Raw genomic sequence first — 14,977 nt, forward strand, 5'->3', positions numbered from 1 at the left:
CGGGTATGTCCGGTACGCCCGGTCATGGGGCCGCATGGGGACGCGGGGGCTGCCGGGCGGGCCTACGCCCGCGCCGCGATCCCCGTCAGCGCCGTCACCACCGGGTCCAGCGCCTGGTGTATCTCGTCGCCGACGGAGCGGAAGAACGGCAGCGGCGCGCCGTAGGGGTCGTACACCTCGTCCGCCTCGGCCGTGGGCGCGAGCAGCCACCCGCGTAGAGCCGCCGCGGCGCGCACCAGCGCACGCGCCCGCGCGACCACCCCGTCCTCCAGGGGCGGCAGCGTGGCGGGGTCTATCGCGCGGACCAGGCGGGTGAACTCCTTCAGCGTGAAGGTGCGCAGGCCCGCCGAGTGGCCCATGGAGATGACCTGGGCGCGGTGGTCACGGGTCGCGGTCAGCACCAGGTCGGCCATGATCACGTGCTCGTCCAGCAGCTCCCGGCCGACGAAGCCGGAGGTGTCCGCGCCGAACTCGGCCAGCACGGTCTCCGCGTTGGCCTCCATCGGTGCGCCCTCGTGGCCCCAGGTGCCCGCGCTCTCCACGATCAGCCCGCCGCCGAGCACGCCGAGCCGCTCGGCGACGAAATGCCGGGTCAGCCGCTCGGTGATGGGCGAGCGGCACACATTGCCGGTGCTGACGTGGAGGATGCGGAAGCTGTCGCGCGGGAGCCCGACGAACGTCGTCGTGATCTCCGCCGTGCGCTCCCCGTTGCCTATGCCACGCCCCGCCTCAGGGGCCGTCAATTCGCCACCTCGAGGTCGGGTACGACCTTGCGCAGCTCCTCCGGCGACAGCGCGCCCTCACGCAGCAGGACCGGCACCCGGCCGCTGACGTCGACGATGGAGGACGGGACGTTGCCGGGGGTCGGACCGCCGTCCAGGTAGACGGAGACGGAGTCGCCGAGCATCTCCTGCGCGGCGTCGCAGTCCTCCGGCGCCGGGTGCCCGGTGAGGTTGGCGGAGGAGACGGCCATCGGGCCGACCTCGGTCAGCAGCTCGATCGCGACCGGGTGCAGGGGCATGCGGACGGCCACCGTGCCCCGGGTGTCGCCCAGGTCCCACTGCAGGGACGGCTGGTGCTTGGCGACCAGCGTGAGGGCGCCCGGCCAGAAGGCGTCGACCAGTTCCCAGGCCAGCTCGGAGAAGTCCGTGACAAGGCCGTGCAGGGTGTTCGGGGAGCCGATCAGGACAGGGGTGGGCATGTTGCGGCCCCGGCCCTTGGCGGCCAGCAGGTCGGCGACGGCCTCCGAGGAGAACGCGTCGGCGCCGATGCCGTACACCGTGTCGGTCGGCAGCACCACCAGCTCGCCCCGGCGGACGGCGGACGCGGCCTCGCGCAGACCCGTCGCGCGGTCGGTCGCGTCGTTGGTGTCGTATCGCCGTGCCATGTCTAGCGGGCCTCCTCGTACACGGAATGCGGGGCTTCGGCAATCACTGCCGTCGGGGCGGTCACGGCAGCGCCTTGCGGGCGGTCGCGAACCGGGGGCGGTTGTTGAGGTCGGGGTGGTCGGCCGCGTCGGCCCAGCCCCGTTCCTCGGTGAAGATCCACGGCACCTGGCCGCCCTGGGTGTCGGCGTGCTCGATCACGACGACCCCGCCGGGGCGCAGGAGGCGGTGCGCGGTGCGCTCGATGCCCCGGATCAGGTCGAGGCCGTCCTCGCCCGAGAACAGCGCCAGCTCGGGGTCGTAGTCGCGGGCCTCCGGGGCGACGTACTCCCACTCGGTGAGCGGGATGTACGGCGGGTTGGAGATGACCAGGTCGACCTGGCCGTCGAGGTCCGGGAAGGCGGTCAGGGCGTCGCCCTGGCGCAGGTCCACCCTGGAGCCCGCCACGTTCTTGCGGGTCCACACCAGGGCGTCCTCGGAGAGCTCCACGGCGTGCACGCGCGAGCGCGGGACCTCCTGGGCGAGGGCCAGCGCGATGGCGCCGGAGCCGGTGCACAGGTCGACGATGCACGGCTCGACCACGTCCATGGCGCGCACGGCGTCTATGGCCCAGCCGACCACGGACTCGGTCTCCGGGCGCGGTACGAAGACGCCCGGCCCGACCTGCAGCTCCAGGTAGCGGAAGTAGGCCCGCCCGGTGATGTGCTGCAGCGGCTCGCGCTGTTCGCGCCGGGCGATGACCTCCCAGTACCGGGCGTCGAAGTCCGCGTCCTTCACGGAGTGCAGTTCACCGCGCTTCACGCCGTGCACGAACGCGGCGAGCTCCTCCGCGTCGGTGCGCGGCGAGGGCACGCCGGCGTCGGCCAGCCGCTGGGTGGCCTGGGCCACCTCCGCGAGCAGCAGGTTCACGCGAGTCCTCCGTGTCGTACTCGTACTCGTGTTCGTACGTGCGTACGTGTCTTACGCGGCCGCCAGCTTCGCCGCCGAGTCGGCGTCGACGCAGGCCTGGATCACCGGGTCGAGGTCGCCGTCCAGGACCTGGTCCAGGTTGTACGCCTTGAAGCCGACGCGGTGGTCCGAGATGCGGTTCTCCGGGAAGTTGTAGGTGCGGATCTTCTCGGAGCGGTCGACCGTGCGGACCTGGCTGCGGCGGGCGTCGGCGGCCTCCCGCTCGGCCTCCTCCTGCGCCGCCGCGAGCAGCCTGGAGCGCAGGATACGCAGAGCCTGCTCCTTGTTCTGCAACTGGCTCTTCTCGTTCTGGCAGGAGGCGACGACACCGGTCGGAAGGTGCGTGATGCGCACCGCGGAGTCGGTGGTGTTGACGGACTGGCCGCCCGGGCCGGAGGAGCGGTAGACGTCGATCCGCAGGTCGTTCGGGTTGATCTCCACGTCCACCTCCTCGGCCTCGGGGGTGACGAGGACACCGGCGGCCGAGGTGTGGATACGGCCCTGGGACTCGGTGGCCGGCACGCGCTGCACGCGGTGCACACCGCCCTCGTACTTCAGCCGCGCCCACACGCCCTGGCCGGGTTCGAGCTGGCCGCGGGCCTTCACCGCGACCTGGACGTCCTTGTAGCCGCCCAGCTCGGACTCGGTGGCGTCGATGATCTCGGTCTTCCAGCCGGCGCGCTCGGCGTAGCGCAGGTACATGCGCAGCAGGTCGCCGGCGAACAGCGCCGACTCGTCGCCGCCCGCGCCCGCCTTGATCTCCAGGATGACGTCCTTGTCGTCACTCGGGTCGCGCGGGATCAGCAGGAAGCGCAGGCGCTCGGTCAGCTCCTCGCGCTGCTTCTCCAGCTCCTTGACCTCGGCCGCGAAGTCGGGGTCCTCGGCGGCAAGCTCGCGCGCGGTCTCCGTGTCGTCGCCGGTCTGCTTCCAGGAGCGGTACGTGGCGACGATCGGGGTGAGCTCGGCGTAGCGCTTGTTCAGCTTGCGCGCGTTCGCCTGGTCGGCGTGGACCGACGGATCGGCGAGCTTCTTCTCCAGATCGGCGTGTTCGGCGACGAGTTCGTCGACGGCCTCGAACATCTTGGGCTCCTGTACTGCGGGTGAAGGGCTGGCGGGCGACCAAAAACGCCGGTCCCGGCGCACGCCCGAAGCGGGGGCGTGCGGCCGTGGACCGGCGAAATGGGGCTCGCTACTTCTTGGAGCCGGCGGCCTTGCCGAAGCGGGCCTCGAAGCGGGCCACACGGCCACCGGTGTCGAGGATCTTCTGCTTGCCCGTGTAGAACGGGTGGCACTCGGAGCAGACCTCGGCCCGGATGGTGCCGGACTCGATGGTGCTGCGGGTGGTGAACGACGCGCCGCAGGTGCAGCTGACCTGCGTCTCGACGTACGCGGGGTGGATGTCGCGCTTCAAGGTGTCTCCTAGGATTTCGGGAGGGCGCCGGGTCGCTGCCGCGGGATGCGGGAACGTGAACCGGAGCCGACGTACCAGTCTGCCAGGACTGGGGCCATCCACCCAAACCAGGGGTGCGGATGTTCTATTCCCGCGGGTGAGCCGCATACCGGTACGGCTCCGCGCCCCTCACGGCGCGTCCACCACGCCCTTGGCCTCGCCCGTGGCCGTGCCCTTTGTGGCCGACTTCGGGATCGGGCGGTCGTTCTTCAGGGCGTCCCACACCAGCTGGGCCTTCGCCTTCTGCATCAGGACCCGGTTGGGGTTGGCCGGGTCGTACTCGACCGGCATGGTGACCATGGTCATCTTCTTGGGGCCGATGCCCTTGAGACCGTTGGCGAAGTCGATCAGGGAGTTGACCGAGCCGATCTCGGAGTCGGTGGTGACGGTCTTGGTGGCGGTGTCGGCCAGGTCGTACAGCTTCTTCGGGCTGGTGAAGACGCCGACGTGCTTGACCTGGTTGATCAGCGCCTTGACGAAGGCCTGCTGGAGCTGGATCCGGCCCAGGTCGGAGCCGTCGCCGACGCCGTGCCGGGTGCGGACCAGACCGAGGGCCTGCTGCCCGCTCAGGGTGTGGGTGCCGGCCGGCAGCTTCAGATGGCTCTGCGGGTCGTCGATGCGCTTGGTCGTGGTGACCGGGACTCCGCCGAGGTCGTCGATCAGCTTCTGGAAGCCCGCGAAGTCGACCTCCAGGTAGTGGTCCATGCGGATACCGGTGATCGACTCGACGGTCTTCACCGCGCAGGCCGCGCCGCCGGTGCCGTAGGCCTCGTTGAACATCACGCCGGACGCGGCCGGGTGCGTCGTGCCCTTGGTGTCGGTGCACCGGGGCCGGTCGATCAGGGTGTCCCGCGGGACGGAGACCACGCTGGCCTTCTTGTGGCCCTCGTAGACGTGGACGATCATCGCCGTGTCGGAGCGGGCGCTGCCGTCGTCGACACCGCCGCCGAGCTTCTTGTTGGAGCCGGAGCGGGTGTCCGAGCCGAGGACCAGGATGTTCTCGGAGCCGTTGTCGATCTTCGAGGGCCGGTCGTTGCCGAGGGCCTGGTCGATGTCCACGCTCTTGAGGTTGCCGTTGAGCTTGAAGTACAGGTACCCGACGCCCGTGCCCCCCAGCACCACCACACCCGCGGCCGTCCAGGCCGTGGCCAGCAGGGCCTTGCGGCCCTTGCTGCGGGCCTTGCGGCGGCGGCCCTTGCCTCGCGTGCGGGAACCGGTCGCGCCCGGCTCGGGTATGACGGGCTCCGGCGTGGTCTGGGCGGACAACATCGCTCCTAGGTCTCGTCGGTCGGATACCCCCTGCTTTCAGGGTCAGGCGCGGTCGGTACCGCTCCATCGTCGCTCCGCAGGGTCAGACGGAGAAACTCGGGAAAGAGTTGCACGACGCAAAAGTGCCCATCGCGTACGGCGATGGGCACCCTGTGTAGTCACTCCGTGCGAGCGGACCGCGCTCACCTGCGGTTTCAGCCCCAGATGTCGTACGCCTGGAAGCCGGTTCCGGCCGAGATCCTTGTGGCAAAGATCTCGCTTGTGGCCTTTCCGGTGCCCTTGTACAGATACAGGGTGCCGCCCGGGGTGCGGGCCAGGAAGTCGGCCCTGCCGTCGCCGCTGACGTCGCCGACCGCGTCGAAGGCGTCGTAGCCGGTCCAGGCGCTGCGCACCTTGATCCGGGCGGAGAAGGCGCCCGAGCCGGACCTGCCGGTGCCCTTGTACAGGTACAGGTCGTCGGTGCCGGCCTGGCGGGCGAGCAGGTCGGCCTTGCCGTCGCCGGTCAGGTCCCCGTGTCCGCGCACCGAGTCGTACTGGTTCCAGCCGGTGCCGACCTCGACCCGCGAGCCGAAGGTGCCGTTGCCGTTGCCCGGGTACAGCCACATCGTGCCGCCCGAGTCGACGGAGAGCACATCGGGCTTGTAGTCGCCGGTGAGGTCGCCCGCGACGACGATCCGCTTGCGGGTCCCCCAGCCGCCGAAGATCTTCGTCGTGGCCCATGACCCGTCGGTGCGGGCGCTGTTGAGGACGAAGTGGTCCCAGTACACGTCACCGGCCGAGCTGACCCGGTAGACGAAGTCCTGGTAGCCGTCGCGGTCGAGGTCGGCCTGGAGCACCAGGTCGGTGCCGCTCCAGTCGCCCAGCGAGGTCCGGGCGCCGAACGAGCTGCCGGTGGAGTCCTTCTCGTAGCCGGTCTTCGTGGAGGAGCTGCGCACGAAGAGGTCGGCCTTGCCGTCACCGGCGCTCAGGTTGGTGTCGTCGATCTGCGGGTAGGCGGCGCCGACGTACGTGGAGACCTTGGTGAAGACGCTGTAGTAGCCCTTCTCCACACAATCCTTCACGCCCCAGGAGACGACGCCGACGATCCGGCCGCCCACCACGAGCGGCCCGCCGGAGTCGCCGTTGCAGCTCGCCCGGGTACCGGTGTCACTGCCGGACTGCGTGCCCGCGCAGACCATGTGCCCCGCGACGTACTCGCTGCCGTAGACCCCCGTACAGGTGCTGTCGGCGTGCAGGGTCAGCGTGCCGGTCTCCAGCGTCTGGGAGATGTCGTCGCTGGTGGAGCTGGTGCGGCCCCAGCCGTAGACGGTGGCGCTGGTACCGCCGGCGTAGGAGGCGGTGTCGCCGGACGTGGTCATCCGGATCGGCGGGGCGCTGACCGGGACGTCCAGGGTGAGGACGGCGATGTCGTTGTCGATGGCCGTCGCGCTGTACGACGGGTGGTTCCACTGGCGCAGGACCCCCGTGGCCTGGCCGCCGTGCAGGTCCGCGGAGCCGCCGGAGCCGGTGGTGGGCAGCTGGTCGGTGCCCGTGACGACGGCGCCGTGCTTGTTCCAGTCGTAGCCCTTGACGCAGTGCGCCGCGGTGAGGATCTTCGTCGGCGACACGACCGAGCCGCCGCAGAAGAAGCCCACGTCGTCGCTGGTGTCGGCGGTGCCCTTGTCGTCGTCGTACCAGAGCTGGGCCATCCAGGGCGCCGCGGAGATGGTGGTCTCGTTGCCGCCGACGACCTTCGGCGAGACGGGCGACGGGCTGCCGCTCGTCGTCGGCGCGCTGGTGCGGTCGGCCCCGGCGATGCGCTGCGCCAGGGTGGCCTGGGACGGCTGACTGACGACGGGGCTGCCGGCCGGTTTCGGCAGCGCGGTGGCGGCACCGGCGGAGGCCGTCAGCAGCGCGGCGGTCACGGCGGCGGCGACACCGGCCGCGGCGAGGGGCAGGCCGACACGTATACGCCGTCTGTGCCGCCCGGGCAGGGGCATGAGCAAGGGAGGACCCCCAGGGGGAGAGGTGAGGGAAGGGGCGCGTGGTGCGTTCCCGTACCTCTCAGCGCCAAAAGGCCGCCCCCCGTCACTTACGGACGGGGGGCGGCCTCGGCGACCCGGGGGCGCGGCGGGGAAGTCCCCTTCGACTAGTCGCCGTTACCCGGCGTCGGCGTCGTCTTCTGAATCTGCATCAGGAACTCGACGTTCGACTTGGTCTGCTTCATCTTGTCCAGCAGGAGCTCGATCGCCTGCTGCTGGTCCAGCGCGTGCAGGACACGGCGGAGCTTCCAGACGACGGCCAGCTCCTCGTTGCCGAGCAGGATCTCTTCCTTACGGGTACCGGACGCGTCCACGTCCACCGCCGGGAAGATGCGCTTGTCGGCGAGCTTCCGGTCGAGCTTGAGCTCCATGTTGCCGGTGCCCTTGAACTCCTCGAAGATCACCTCGTCCATGCGGGACCCGGTGTCCACCAGCGCGGTGGCGAGGATGGTCAGCGAGCCGCCGTCCTCGATGTTCCGGGCCGCGCCGAAGAACCGCTTCGGCGGGTACAGGGCGGTCGAGTCGACACCACCGGACAGGATGCGGCCGGAAGCAGGCGCGGCCAGGTTGTAGGCACGGCCCAGACGCGTGATGGAGTCGAGAAGCACCACCACGTCGTGCCCCAGCTCGACGAGCCGCTTGGCGCGCTCGATGGCGAGCTCGGCGACCGTCGTGTGGTCCTCGGCCGGACGGTCGAAGGTCGAGGAGATGACCTCGCCCTTCACCGACCGCTGCATGTCGGTGACCTCTTCGGGACGCTCGTCGACGAGGACGACCATCAGGTGGCACTCGGGGTTGTTGTGCGTGATCGCGTTGGCGATCGCCTGCATGATCATGGTCTTACCGGTCTTCGGCGGGGCCACGATCAGACCGCGCTGGCCCTTACCGATCGGCGAGACCAGGTCGATGATGCGGGTGGTGAGCACGCCCGGGTCCGTCTCCAGGCGGAGGCGGTCCTGCGGGTAGAGCGGGGTCAGCTTGTTGAACTCCGGGCGGCCACGGCCGTGTTCGGGCGCCATGCCGTTGACGGAGTCGAGGCGGACCAGCGCGTTGAACTTCTCGCGGCGCTCGCCCTCCTTCGGCTGGCGGACCGCACCGGTGATGTGGTCACCCTTGCGCAGGCCGTTCTTGCGGACCTGGGCGAGGGAGACGTACACGTCGTTCGGACCCGGCAGGTAACCGGAGGTCCGGATGAAGGCGTAGTTGTCGAGGATGTCCAGGATGCCCGCGACCGGGATCAGGACGTCGTCCTCGGCGAGCTGCGGCTCGACTGCCATGTCGTCGCGGCCACGGCGGCCACGGCGGTCGCGGTAGCGGCCGCGACGGCCACGACGGCCGCCCTCGAAGTCGTCGTCGTCCTGCGGGCCGGCGTTGCGGTCCTGACGGCCGCCGCCCTGCTGCTGACCCTGCTGCTGACGGTCCTGACGGTCCTGACGGCCGCCGCCCTGCTGGTCGTCGCCCTTGCCACGGCGGTCACGGTCGCGGTCACGGCCGCGCTCGCGGCGGTCCCGGCGGCCGCGGCCCTCGCCGTCACCGGCGTCGCCCTTGGCCTCGCCCTGCTGCGCGGGCGTCTCGGCCTTGGACTCGGTCTTCGCCTCGGCGGCGATCGTCTCGGCGCCGCTCGCGGCGGGGCTGCCGGCCTCGGCGGTGGCGCGGCGGCGACGGCGCTCGGTCGGGGCGTCGTCGGAGGCCGGCTGGCCGGGGATCTCGATCTGCTGCTGGGCCACGGCCTGCTCGGCGGGGGCCTCGGCCTTCTTCTCGCCGTCGACGGCGGCCTCACCCGTACGGGCCTTGGAGGTGGCGCGGCGCTTGGGCTTGGTCTCGGTGGTGGCCTCGGCCTTGGGGGCGGCGCCCCCGGCGGCCTGCGCCTCCTTGATGACCTCGATCAGCTGGCTCTTGCGCATCCGCGCGGTGCCCCTGATACCGAGGCCCGAGGCGACCTGCTGCAGCTCGGCCAGCACCATGCCCTCGAGGCCGGTACCACGGCGCCGCCGGGAGCCGGCACCGGTGGCAGGCGCGGAGGCGTCCGTGGCGGGCGCGGCAGCGGTCTCCTCGACACGTGCGCCCATCAGATCGGTGGTGTCGCTCACGAAGGGTCCTTCCCTGGAGCGGACGTCGGCCTGTCTGGCTCGGCGACCGGTTGTGCTGTCCGGCTACGGTCCTGTCTTCCGTGAACCGTGCCGGGGCGGTGGTCCGCCAAAGCGGCGGAAGAAATGTACGGTGATTGGCGCTTCCGCGAGCCGTGGCACCCAGTGTCACGTGGCGTGGTAGCACCGATTCCGGAGCGTGCCCGGCGGCCCGCTCAGTGTCCGCATACGACGTACTGCCCAGGTACGGCGCACGGAACACGGAGTGGCGTGGGAGGCTCCCGGAAGAATGTCTGTCCCGGACTGGGACACGAGGCACCTCGCCATGGTGGGGTCGGGTGCAGACTTGAGATTAACACTACCGGATCCAACAAACATTCCCCCTCTCCAAATCCGGCAACCGTGTGTCAGGTCGCAAGCGGCAGCACGCTCGCTCCCCGCAGGTCCAGGCTCAGCCGGTTGGCGGCCCAGTCGGTGCCGGCCAGGGCCTCCACCTTGTCGGCGGTGCCGGCGTCGGCGAGGGCCATGACGGTGGGTCCGGCGCCCGAGATGACGGCCGGGACGCCCTCCGCGCGCAGCCGCTGCACCAGCGCCGTGCTCTCCGGCATGGCCGGGGCCCGGTACTCCTGGTGGAGGCGGTCCTCCGTGGCGGGCAGCAGCAGCTCGGGGCGCCGGGTGAGGGCCTCGACGAGCAGGGCGGCACGGCCCGCGTTGACGGCGGCGTCGACGTGCGGCACGGTGCGCGGCAGCAGACCGCGCGCGGTCTCGGTGAGAACCGGCTTTCCGGGCACGAAAACCACCGGAACGATGGAATCGTTCGGCTCCATCCTGATCGCCCGGGCGGCGCCGGCCTCCATCCAGGACAGGGTGAAGCCGCCGAGCAGACACGCGGCCACGTTGTCCGGATGGCCTTCGATCTCGGTGGCCAGTTCCAGCAGTGCCGCGTCGTCCAGACGGGCCTCGCCGCCTATGGTCACGGCGCGGGCGGCGACGATGCCGGCGCAGATGGCGGCGGAGGAGGAGCCCAGGCCGCGGCCGTGCGGAATGCGGTTGGCGCAGACGATTTCCAGGCCGCGGGGCTGGCCGCCCAGCAGATCGAAGGCGGTGCGCAGGGAGCGGACGAGCAGGTGAGACTCGTCACGCGGAAGGGTCTCGCCGCCCTCCCCCGCGATGTCGATGTGCAGCCCGGTGTCGGCCACCCGGACGACCACGTCGTCGTAGAGCCCCAGCGCCAGGCCGAGGGCGTCGAAGCCCGGGCCGAGATTGGCGCTGGTGGCGGGAACGCGCACCCGGACGGCGGCGGCGCGGAACGCTGGACCGGCCATCGCTCGTTGACTCTCCTTGAGCTGCGTGACTGTCGAGTGGTGATCGATCGAGTTCGACGGCCACCCGGTGGACATCCGATGACGTACGAAGACCCGTCGGGGCGCGGAGACGGCGCGGCCCCGTGCCACACGCGAGGGCATATGCGGTGGGCGGGTTCAGTACAGCCTATCGAAGGAAGGTTCTGTGGCGACATAGGGCGCACAGGAGGCGCACGATGCGTGTCGTAAGCCCCCTGTGCACCCTCCACAGGGATCTCCGCCTGTCAGCGGCGGACGGGACCGTCAGGCGAGGCCGAGGCGCTCGGCCGCGGCGGCCGCGTCGACCGGCACGGTGACGGGCTGCGGGGCGCCGGCGACAGCCCAGTCGGGGTCCTTCAGACCGTTGCCGGTGACCGTGCAGACGATCTTCTGGCCCGGGTCGACCCTGCCCTGCTCGGCGGCCTTGAGCAGACCGGCCACGGAGGCGGCGGAGGCGGGCTCCACGAAGACGCCCTCCTGCGCGGCCAACAGGCGGTAGGCGCGCAGGATTTCACGGTCCGTCACCTCGTCGATGGCGCCACCGGACTCGTCGCGCGCGGCGAGGGCGTACTGCCAGGAGGCCGGGTTGCCGATGCGGATGGCGGTGGCGATGGTCGAGGGGTCCTTGACGACCTCACCGCGCACGATCGGGGCGCTGCCGGAGGCCTGGAAGCCCCACATGCGAGGGGTCTTCGTGGCGATGCCGTCGGCGGCGTACTCCCGGTAGCCCTTCCAGTAGGCGGTGATGTTGCCCGCATTGCCGACCGGGAGGAGGTGGATGTCGGGCGCGTCGCCGAGCATGTCCACGATCTCGAAGGCGGCCGTCTTCTGGCCCTCGATACGCACCGGGTTGACCGAATTGACCAGCGCCACCGGGTAGTTCTCGCTCAGCGAGCGGGCGAGGGTGAGGCAGTCGTCGAAGTTGCCGTCGACCTGGAGGATCTTCGCGCCGTGCACGAGGGCCTGGCCCATCTTGCCGAGCGCGATCTTGCCCTGCGGCACGAGAACGGCCGAAACCATGCCGGCCCGCACCGCGTAGGCGGCGGCGGAGGCGGACGTGTTGCCGGTGGAGGCGCAGATGACCGCCTTCGCCCCCTCCTCCTTGGCCTTCGAGATGGCCATGGTCATGCCACGGTCCTTGAAGGAGCCGGTGGGGTTGGCCCCCTCCACCTTCAGGTGGACCTCACAGCCCGTGCGCTCGGAGAGCACCTGCGCGGGCACGAGGGGCGTGCCGCCCTCGCGGAGCGTCACGACCGGCGTGGTGTCGGATACCGGCAGCCTGTCCCGGTACTCCTCGATGATTCCGCGCCACTGGTGAGTCATTGCTGGTTACTCTCCTTCAACCCGCATGATGCTGGCGACACCCCGCACGGTGTCGAGCTTGCGCAGCGCCTCGACGGTCCCGGTGAGGGAGGCGTCGGACGCGCGGTGGGTGACGACGACGAGGGAGGCCTCGCCGTCCTTGCCCTGCTGGCGCACCGTATCGATCGACACCCCGTGCTCGGCGAACACGGTCGCGACCTGGGCGAGAACACCCGGTTTGTCCGCGACGTCGAGGCTGATGTGGTAGCGCGTGACGACCTCGCCCATCGGCGAGACCGGCAGGGCGGCGTACGCCGACTCACCGGGCCCCGTTGCGCCGTTGAGTCGGTTGCGGCAGACGGCGACGAGGTCGCCGAGCACGGCCGAGGCGGTCGGCGAACCGCCGGCGCCGGGGCCGTAGAACATCAGCTGACCGGCGGCGTCCGACTCCACGAAGACGGCGTTGTACGCGCCGCGCACGGAGGCGAGCGGGTGGGTCAGCGGAATCATCGCGGGGTGCACCCGCGCGGTGACGGACGCCCCGTCCTTGGAGCGCTCGCAGATGGCGAGCAGCTTGATGGTGCAGCCCATCTCCTTGGCCGAGCGGAAGTCGGCCGCGGTGACCTCGGTCATGCCCTCGCGGTAGACGTCGTCCAGCCGCACCCGCGTGTGGAAGGCGATCCCGGCGAGGATGGCGGCCTTGGCGGCGGCGTCGAACCCCTCGACGTCGGCGGTCGGATCGGCCTCCGCGTACCCGAGCGCGGTGGCCTCGTCCAGGGCCTCCTGGTAGCCGGCGCCCGTGGAGTCCATCTTGTCGAGGATGAAGTTGGTGGTGCCGTTGACGATCCCCAGCACCCGGTTGACCTTGTCGCCGGCGAGGGACTCGCGCAGCGGGCGGATCAGCGGGATGGCACCGGCGACGGCGGCCTCGTAGTAGAGGTCCTTGTTGTTCTCCTCCGCCGCGGCGTGCAGGGCGGCGCCGTCCTGGGCGAGCAGGGCCTTGTTGGCGGAGACGACGGAGGCCCCGTGCTCGAACGCGGCGGTGATGAGGGAACGGGCGGGTTCGATCCCCCCGATCACCTCCACGACGACGTCGATGTCCCCGCGTTTGACGAGGGCCGTGGCGTCGGTAGTGACGAGCTCCGCCGGAATGCCCTCACGCACCCTGGACGGCCGCCGTACGGCGACCCCGGCGAGCTCGACCGGGGCGCCGATCCTGGCGGCGAGGTCGTCGGCGTGCGTCGTCATGATGCGCGCCACCTCTGAGCCGACCACTCCACAGCCCAGCAGCGCCACCTTCAGCGGACGCGTACGCATCATCCGACCTCGTTTCCTCATACCGTCTACGGTTGGACCAGTCTCACTCACCGGACGGGAGTTTCTACCCTTCGTCCGGATCGTGAGACATCTATTTCATTTGTACAGGGGTGGCAGACCGGAGATCTTCCGCCCCGGGGCTCCCGCGGTCACCCGACGTCGAGACGCAGGAGGTCCTCCTCCGTCTCACGCCGGACGATCACCCGGGCCTCGCCGTCCTTCACGGCGACGACGGGCGGCCGGAGCACATGGTTGTAGTTGCTGGCCATGGACCTGCAGTACGCGCCGGTGGCCGGTACGGCGATCAGGTCACCCGGTGCCAGGTCGGCGGGCAGGAACGCGTCCTTGACCACGATGTCCCCGCTCTCGCAGTGCTTGCCGACGACACGCGCGAGCATCGGCTCGGCGTCACTGGTGCGCGAGACGAGGGCGACGCTGTACTCGGCGTCGTACAGAGCGGTCCGGATGTTGTCGGACATACCCCCGTCGACCGACACGTACGTCCGCAGCCCGTCGAGCGGCTTGACGGTGCCGACCTCGTAGAGCGTGAAGGCGGTCGGACCGACGATGGCCCGCCCGGGCTCGACGGAGATCCGGGGCGTACGCAGCTTGGCGGCGTCGCACTCGCGACTCACGATCTCGGTGAGCGCCTTGGCGATCTCATGCGGCTCACGGGGATCATCGGCGCTGGTGTAGGCGATCCCGAGCCCGCCGCCGAGGTCGATCTCGGGCAGTTCGACGCCGTGCTCGTCCCGGATCTCCCGGAGCAGCCCGACGACGCGGTGGGCGGCGACCTCGAAGCCGGACATGTCGAAGATCTGCGACCCGATGTGGCTGTGAATGCCGATCAGTTCCAGCCCGTCGAGCTGAAGCGCCCGCCGCACCGCCTCGGCGGCCTGCCCGCCGGCGAGCGGAATCCCGAACTTCTGGTCTTCGTGGGCGGTGGCGATGAACTCGTGCGTATGAGCCTCGACGCCGACGGTGATCCGGATCTGGACCTTCTGCCGCTTGCCCAGGGACTCCGCGATGTGCGCCACCCGCACGATCTCCTGGAAGGAGTCGAGCACGATCCGCCCGACACCGGCGCGCACGGCCCGCTCGATCTCGTCCACCGACTTGTTGTTGCCGTGGAAGGCGATGCGCTCGGCGGGCATCCCGGCGGACAGGGCGGTCGCCAGCTCGCCACCGGAGCAGACGTCCAGGTTCAGCCCCTCCTCGCTCAGCCACCGCACGACGGCACGGGACAGGAAAGCCTTGCCGGCGTAGAACACGTCGGCGTCGGCCCCGAAGGCGGTACGCCAGGCGCGCGCGCGGGCGCGGAAGTCGGCCTCGTCGAGGATGTAGGCGGGCGTGCCGTACAGCTCGGCGAGCCGGGTGACGTCGACGCCGCCGACCGTGAGGACCCCGTCGGCGTCGCGCGCGACGGTCTGGGCCCAGACCTTCTGGTCGAGGACGTTGAGGTCGGCGGGCGGCGCGGAGTAGTGCCCCTCGGGCAGGACGTCGGCGTGACGGGGTCCGGCGGGGTGGGCGGAACGGCTCATGACGTGACTCTCAGACTCTCTGTCTCTCTCCGGGGCGGCGGTGCACCGGGCCCTCAGAGGTGTTCGGGTGCGTCGATGCCGAGCAGGGACAGGCCGCCGGCCAGCACCGTCCCGGCGGCTTCGGCAAGGGCGAGCCGGGCACGGTGGGCGGCCGAGGGTTTCTCCTCACCGCAGGGAAGCACGCAGGGCAGGAAGGGCAGCACGGCATCGGCGACGGTGACGAGATGCCGGGCAAGCCGGTCCGGGGCACGGTGGATGGCGGCCGCGGCGAGAACGCGGGGGTAATCGGCGAGGGGGCCTAGGGGGGGCTGGGG

13 protein-coding genes are annotated in these 14,977 nt (G+C 70.8%); all 13 read right to left on the reverse strand.

All coding sequences use genetic code 11. From position 1 onward, the window contains the following. Positions 1-62: 62 nt before the first annotated feature. Positions 63-743, reverse strand: coding sequence for an arsenate reductase/protein-tyrosine-phosphatase family protein (locus IO33_RS0133215; RefSeq protein WP_031171935.1), 681 nt, complete (start codon positions 741-743; stop codon positions 63-65). Further along, entirely contained in the window at positions 740-1,387 is a 648-nt protein-coding gene (locus IO33_RS0133220) for an L-threonylcarbamoyladenylate synthase (RefSeq protein WP_031171937.1), read from the reverse strand. Before IO33_RS0133220 ends, IO33_RS0133215 begins: the two co-directional genes overlap by 4 nt. A 61-nt stretch (positions 1,388-1,448) precedes the next feature. Then, the gene (prmC, locus tag IO33_RS0133225; RefSeq protein WP_031171939.1) at positions 1,449-2,294 is read right to left on the reverse strand and encodes a peptide chain release factor N(5)-glutamine methyltransferase; all 846 of its coding nucleotides are present in this window, start codon (positions 2,292-2,294) and stop codon (positions 1,449-1,451) included. 51 nt (positions 2,295-2,345) lie between these two features. Further along, complete coding sequence (gene prfA, locus IO33_RS0133230) at positions 2,346-3,413, reverse strand: peptide chain release factor 1 (protein ID WP_031171942.1); 1,068 nt, start codon at positions 3,411-3,413, stop codon at positions 2,346-2,348. Positions 3,414-3,522: 109 nt separating this feature from the next. Further along, positions 3,523-3,744 (reverse strand): 50S ribosomal protein L31, encoded by a 222-nt coding sequence (gene rpmE / locus IO33_RS0133235; protein ID WP_030740744.1) that lies wholly within the window; start codon positions 3,742-3,744, stop codon positions 3,523-3,525. A gap of 168 nt (positions 3,745-3,912) precedes the next feature. Beyond that, positions 3,913-5,049, reverse strand: a complete 1,137-nt coding sequence (locus tag IO33_RS0133240) for an LCP family protein (protein WP_031171946.1) — start codon at positions 5,047-5,049, stop codon at positions 3,913-3,915. 197 nt (positions 5,050-5,246) lie between these two features. Further along, entirely contained in the window at positions 5,247-7,031 is a 1,785-nt protein-coding gene (locus IO33_RS0133245; RefSeq protein WP_031171948.1) for a trypsin-like serine protease, read from the reverse strand. Between the two features lie 149 nt (positions 7,032-7,180). Next, complete coding sequence (gene rho, locus IO33_RS0133250; protein ID WP_031171950.1) at positions 7,181-9,163, reverse strand: transcription termination factor Rho; 1,983 nt, start codon at positions 9,161-9,163, stop codon at positions 7,181-7,183. A gap of 404 nt (positions 9,164-9,567) precedes the next feature. Continuing rightward, the gene (gene thrB / locus IO33_RS0133255; protein ID WP_031171952.1) at positions 9,568-10,485 is read right to left on the reverse strand and encodes a homoserine kinase; all 918 of its coding nucleotides are present in this window, start codon (positions 10,483-10,485) and stop codon (positions 9,568-9,570) included. Between the two features lie 282 nt (positions 10,486-10,767). Continuing rightward, positions 10,768-11,826 carry a threonine synthase gene (thrC, locus tag IO33_RS0133260; RefSeq protein ID WP_031171954.1) on the reverse strand — a complete coding sequence of 353 codons (1,059 nt, stop codon included), beginning with the start codon at positions 11,824-11,826 and terminating at the stop codon, positions 10,768-10,770. 6 nt (positions 11,827-11,832) lie between these two features. After that, the gene (locus IO33_RS0133265) at positions 11,833-13,125 is read right to left on the reverse strand and encodes a homoserine dehydrogenase (protein ID WP_031171955.1); all 1,293 of its coding nucleotides are present in this window, start codon (positions 13,123-13,125) and stop codon (positions 11,833-11,835) included. Positions 13,126-13,271: 146 nt separating this feature from the next. Further along, a complete protein-coding gene (gene lysA, locus IO33_RS0133270) occupies positions 13,272-14,663 on the reverse strand; it encodes a diaminopimelate decarboxylase (protein ID WP_031171956.1) in 1,392 nt (463 codons plus the stop codon). Between the two features lie 53 nt (positions 14,664-14,716). Next, positions 14,717-14,977, reverse strand: a 261-nt coding sequence (locus IO33_RS0133275) for a DALR anticodon-binding domain-containing protein (protein WP_031171958.1), incomplete at its 5' end; no start/stop codon positions are given.

It is taken from the genome of Streptomyces durhamensis (assembly GCF_000725475.1).
GTDB classification, from domain to species: domain Bacteria; phylum Actinomycetota; class Actinomycetes; order Streptomycetales; family Streptomycetaceae; genus Streptomyces; species Streptomyces filipinensis.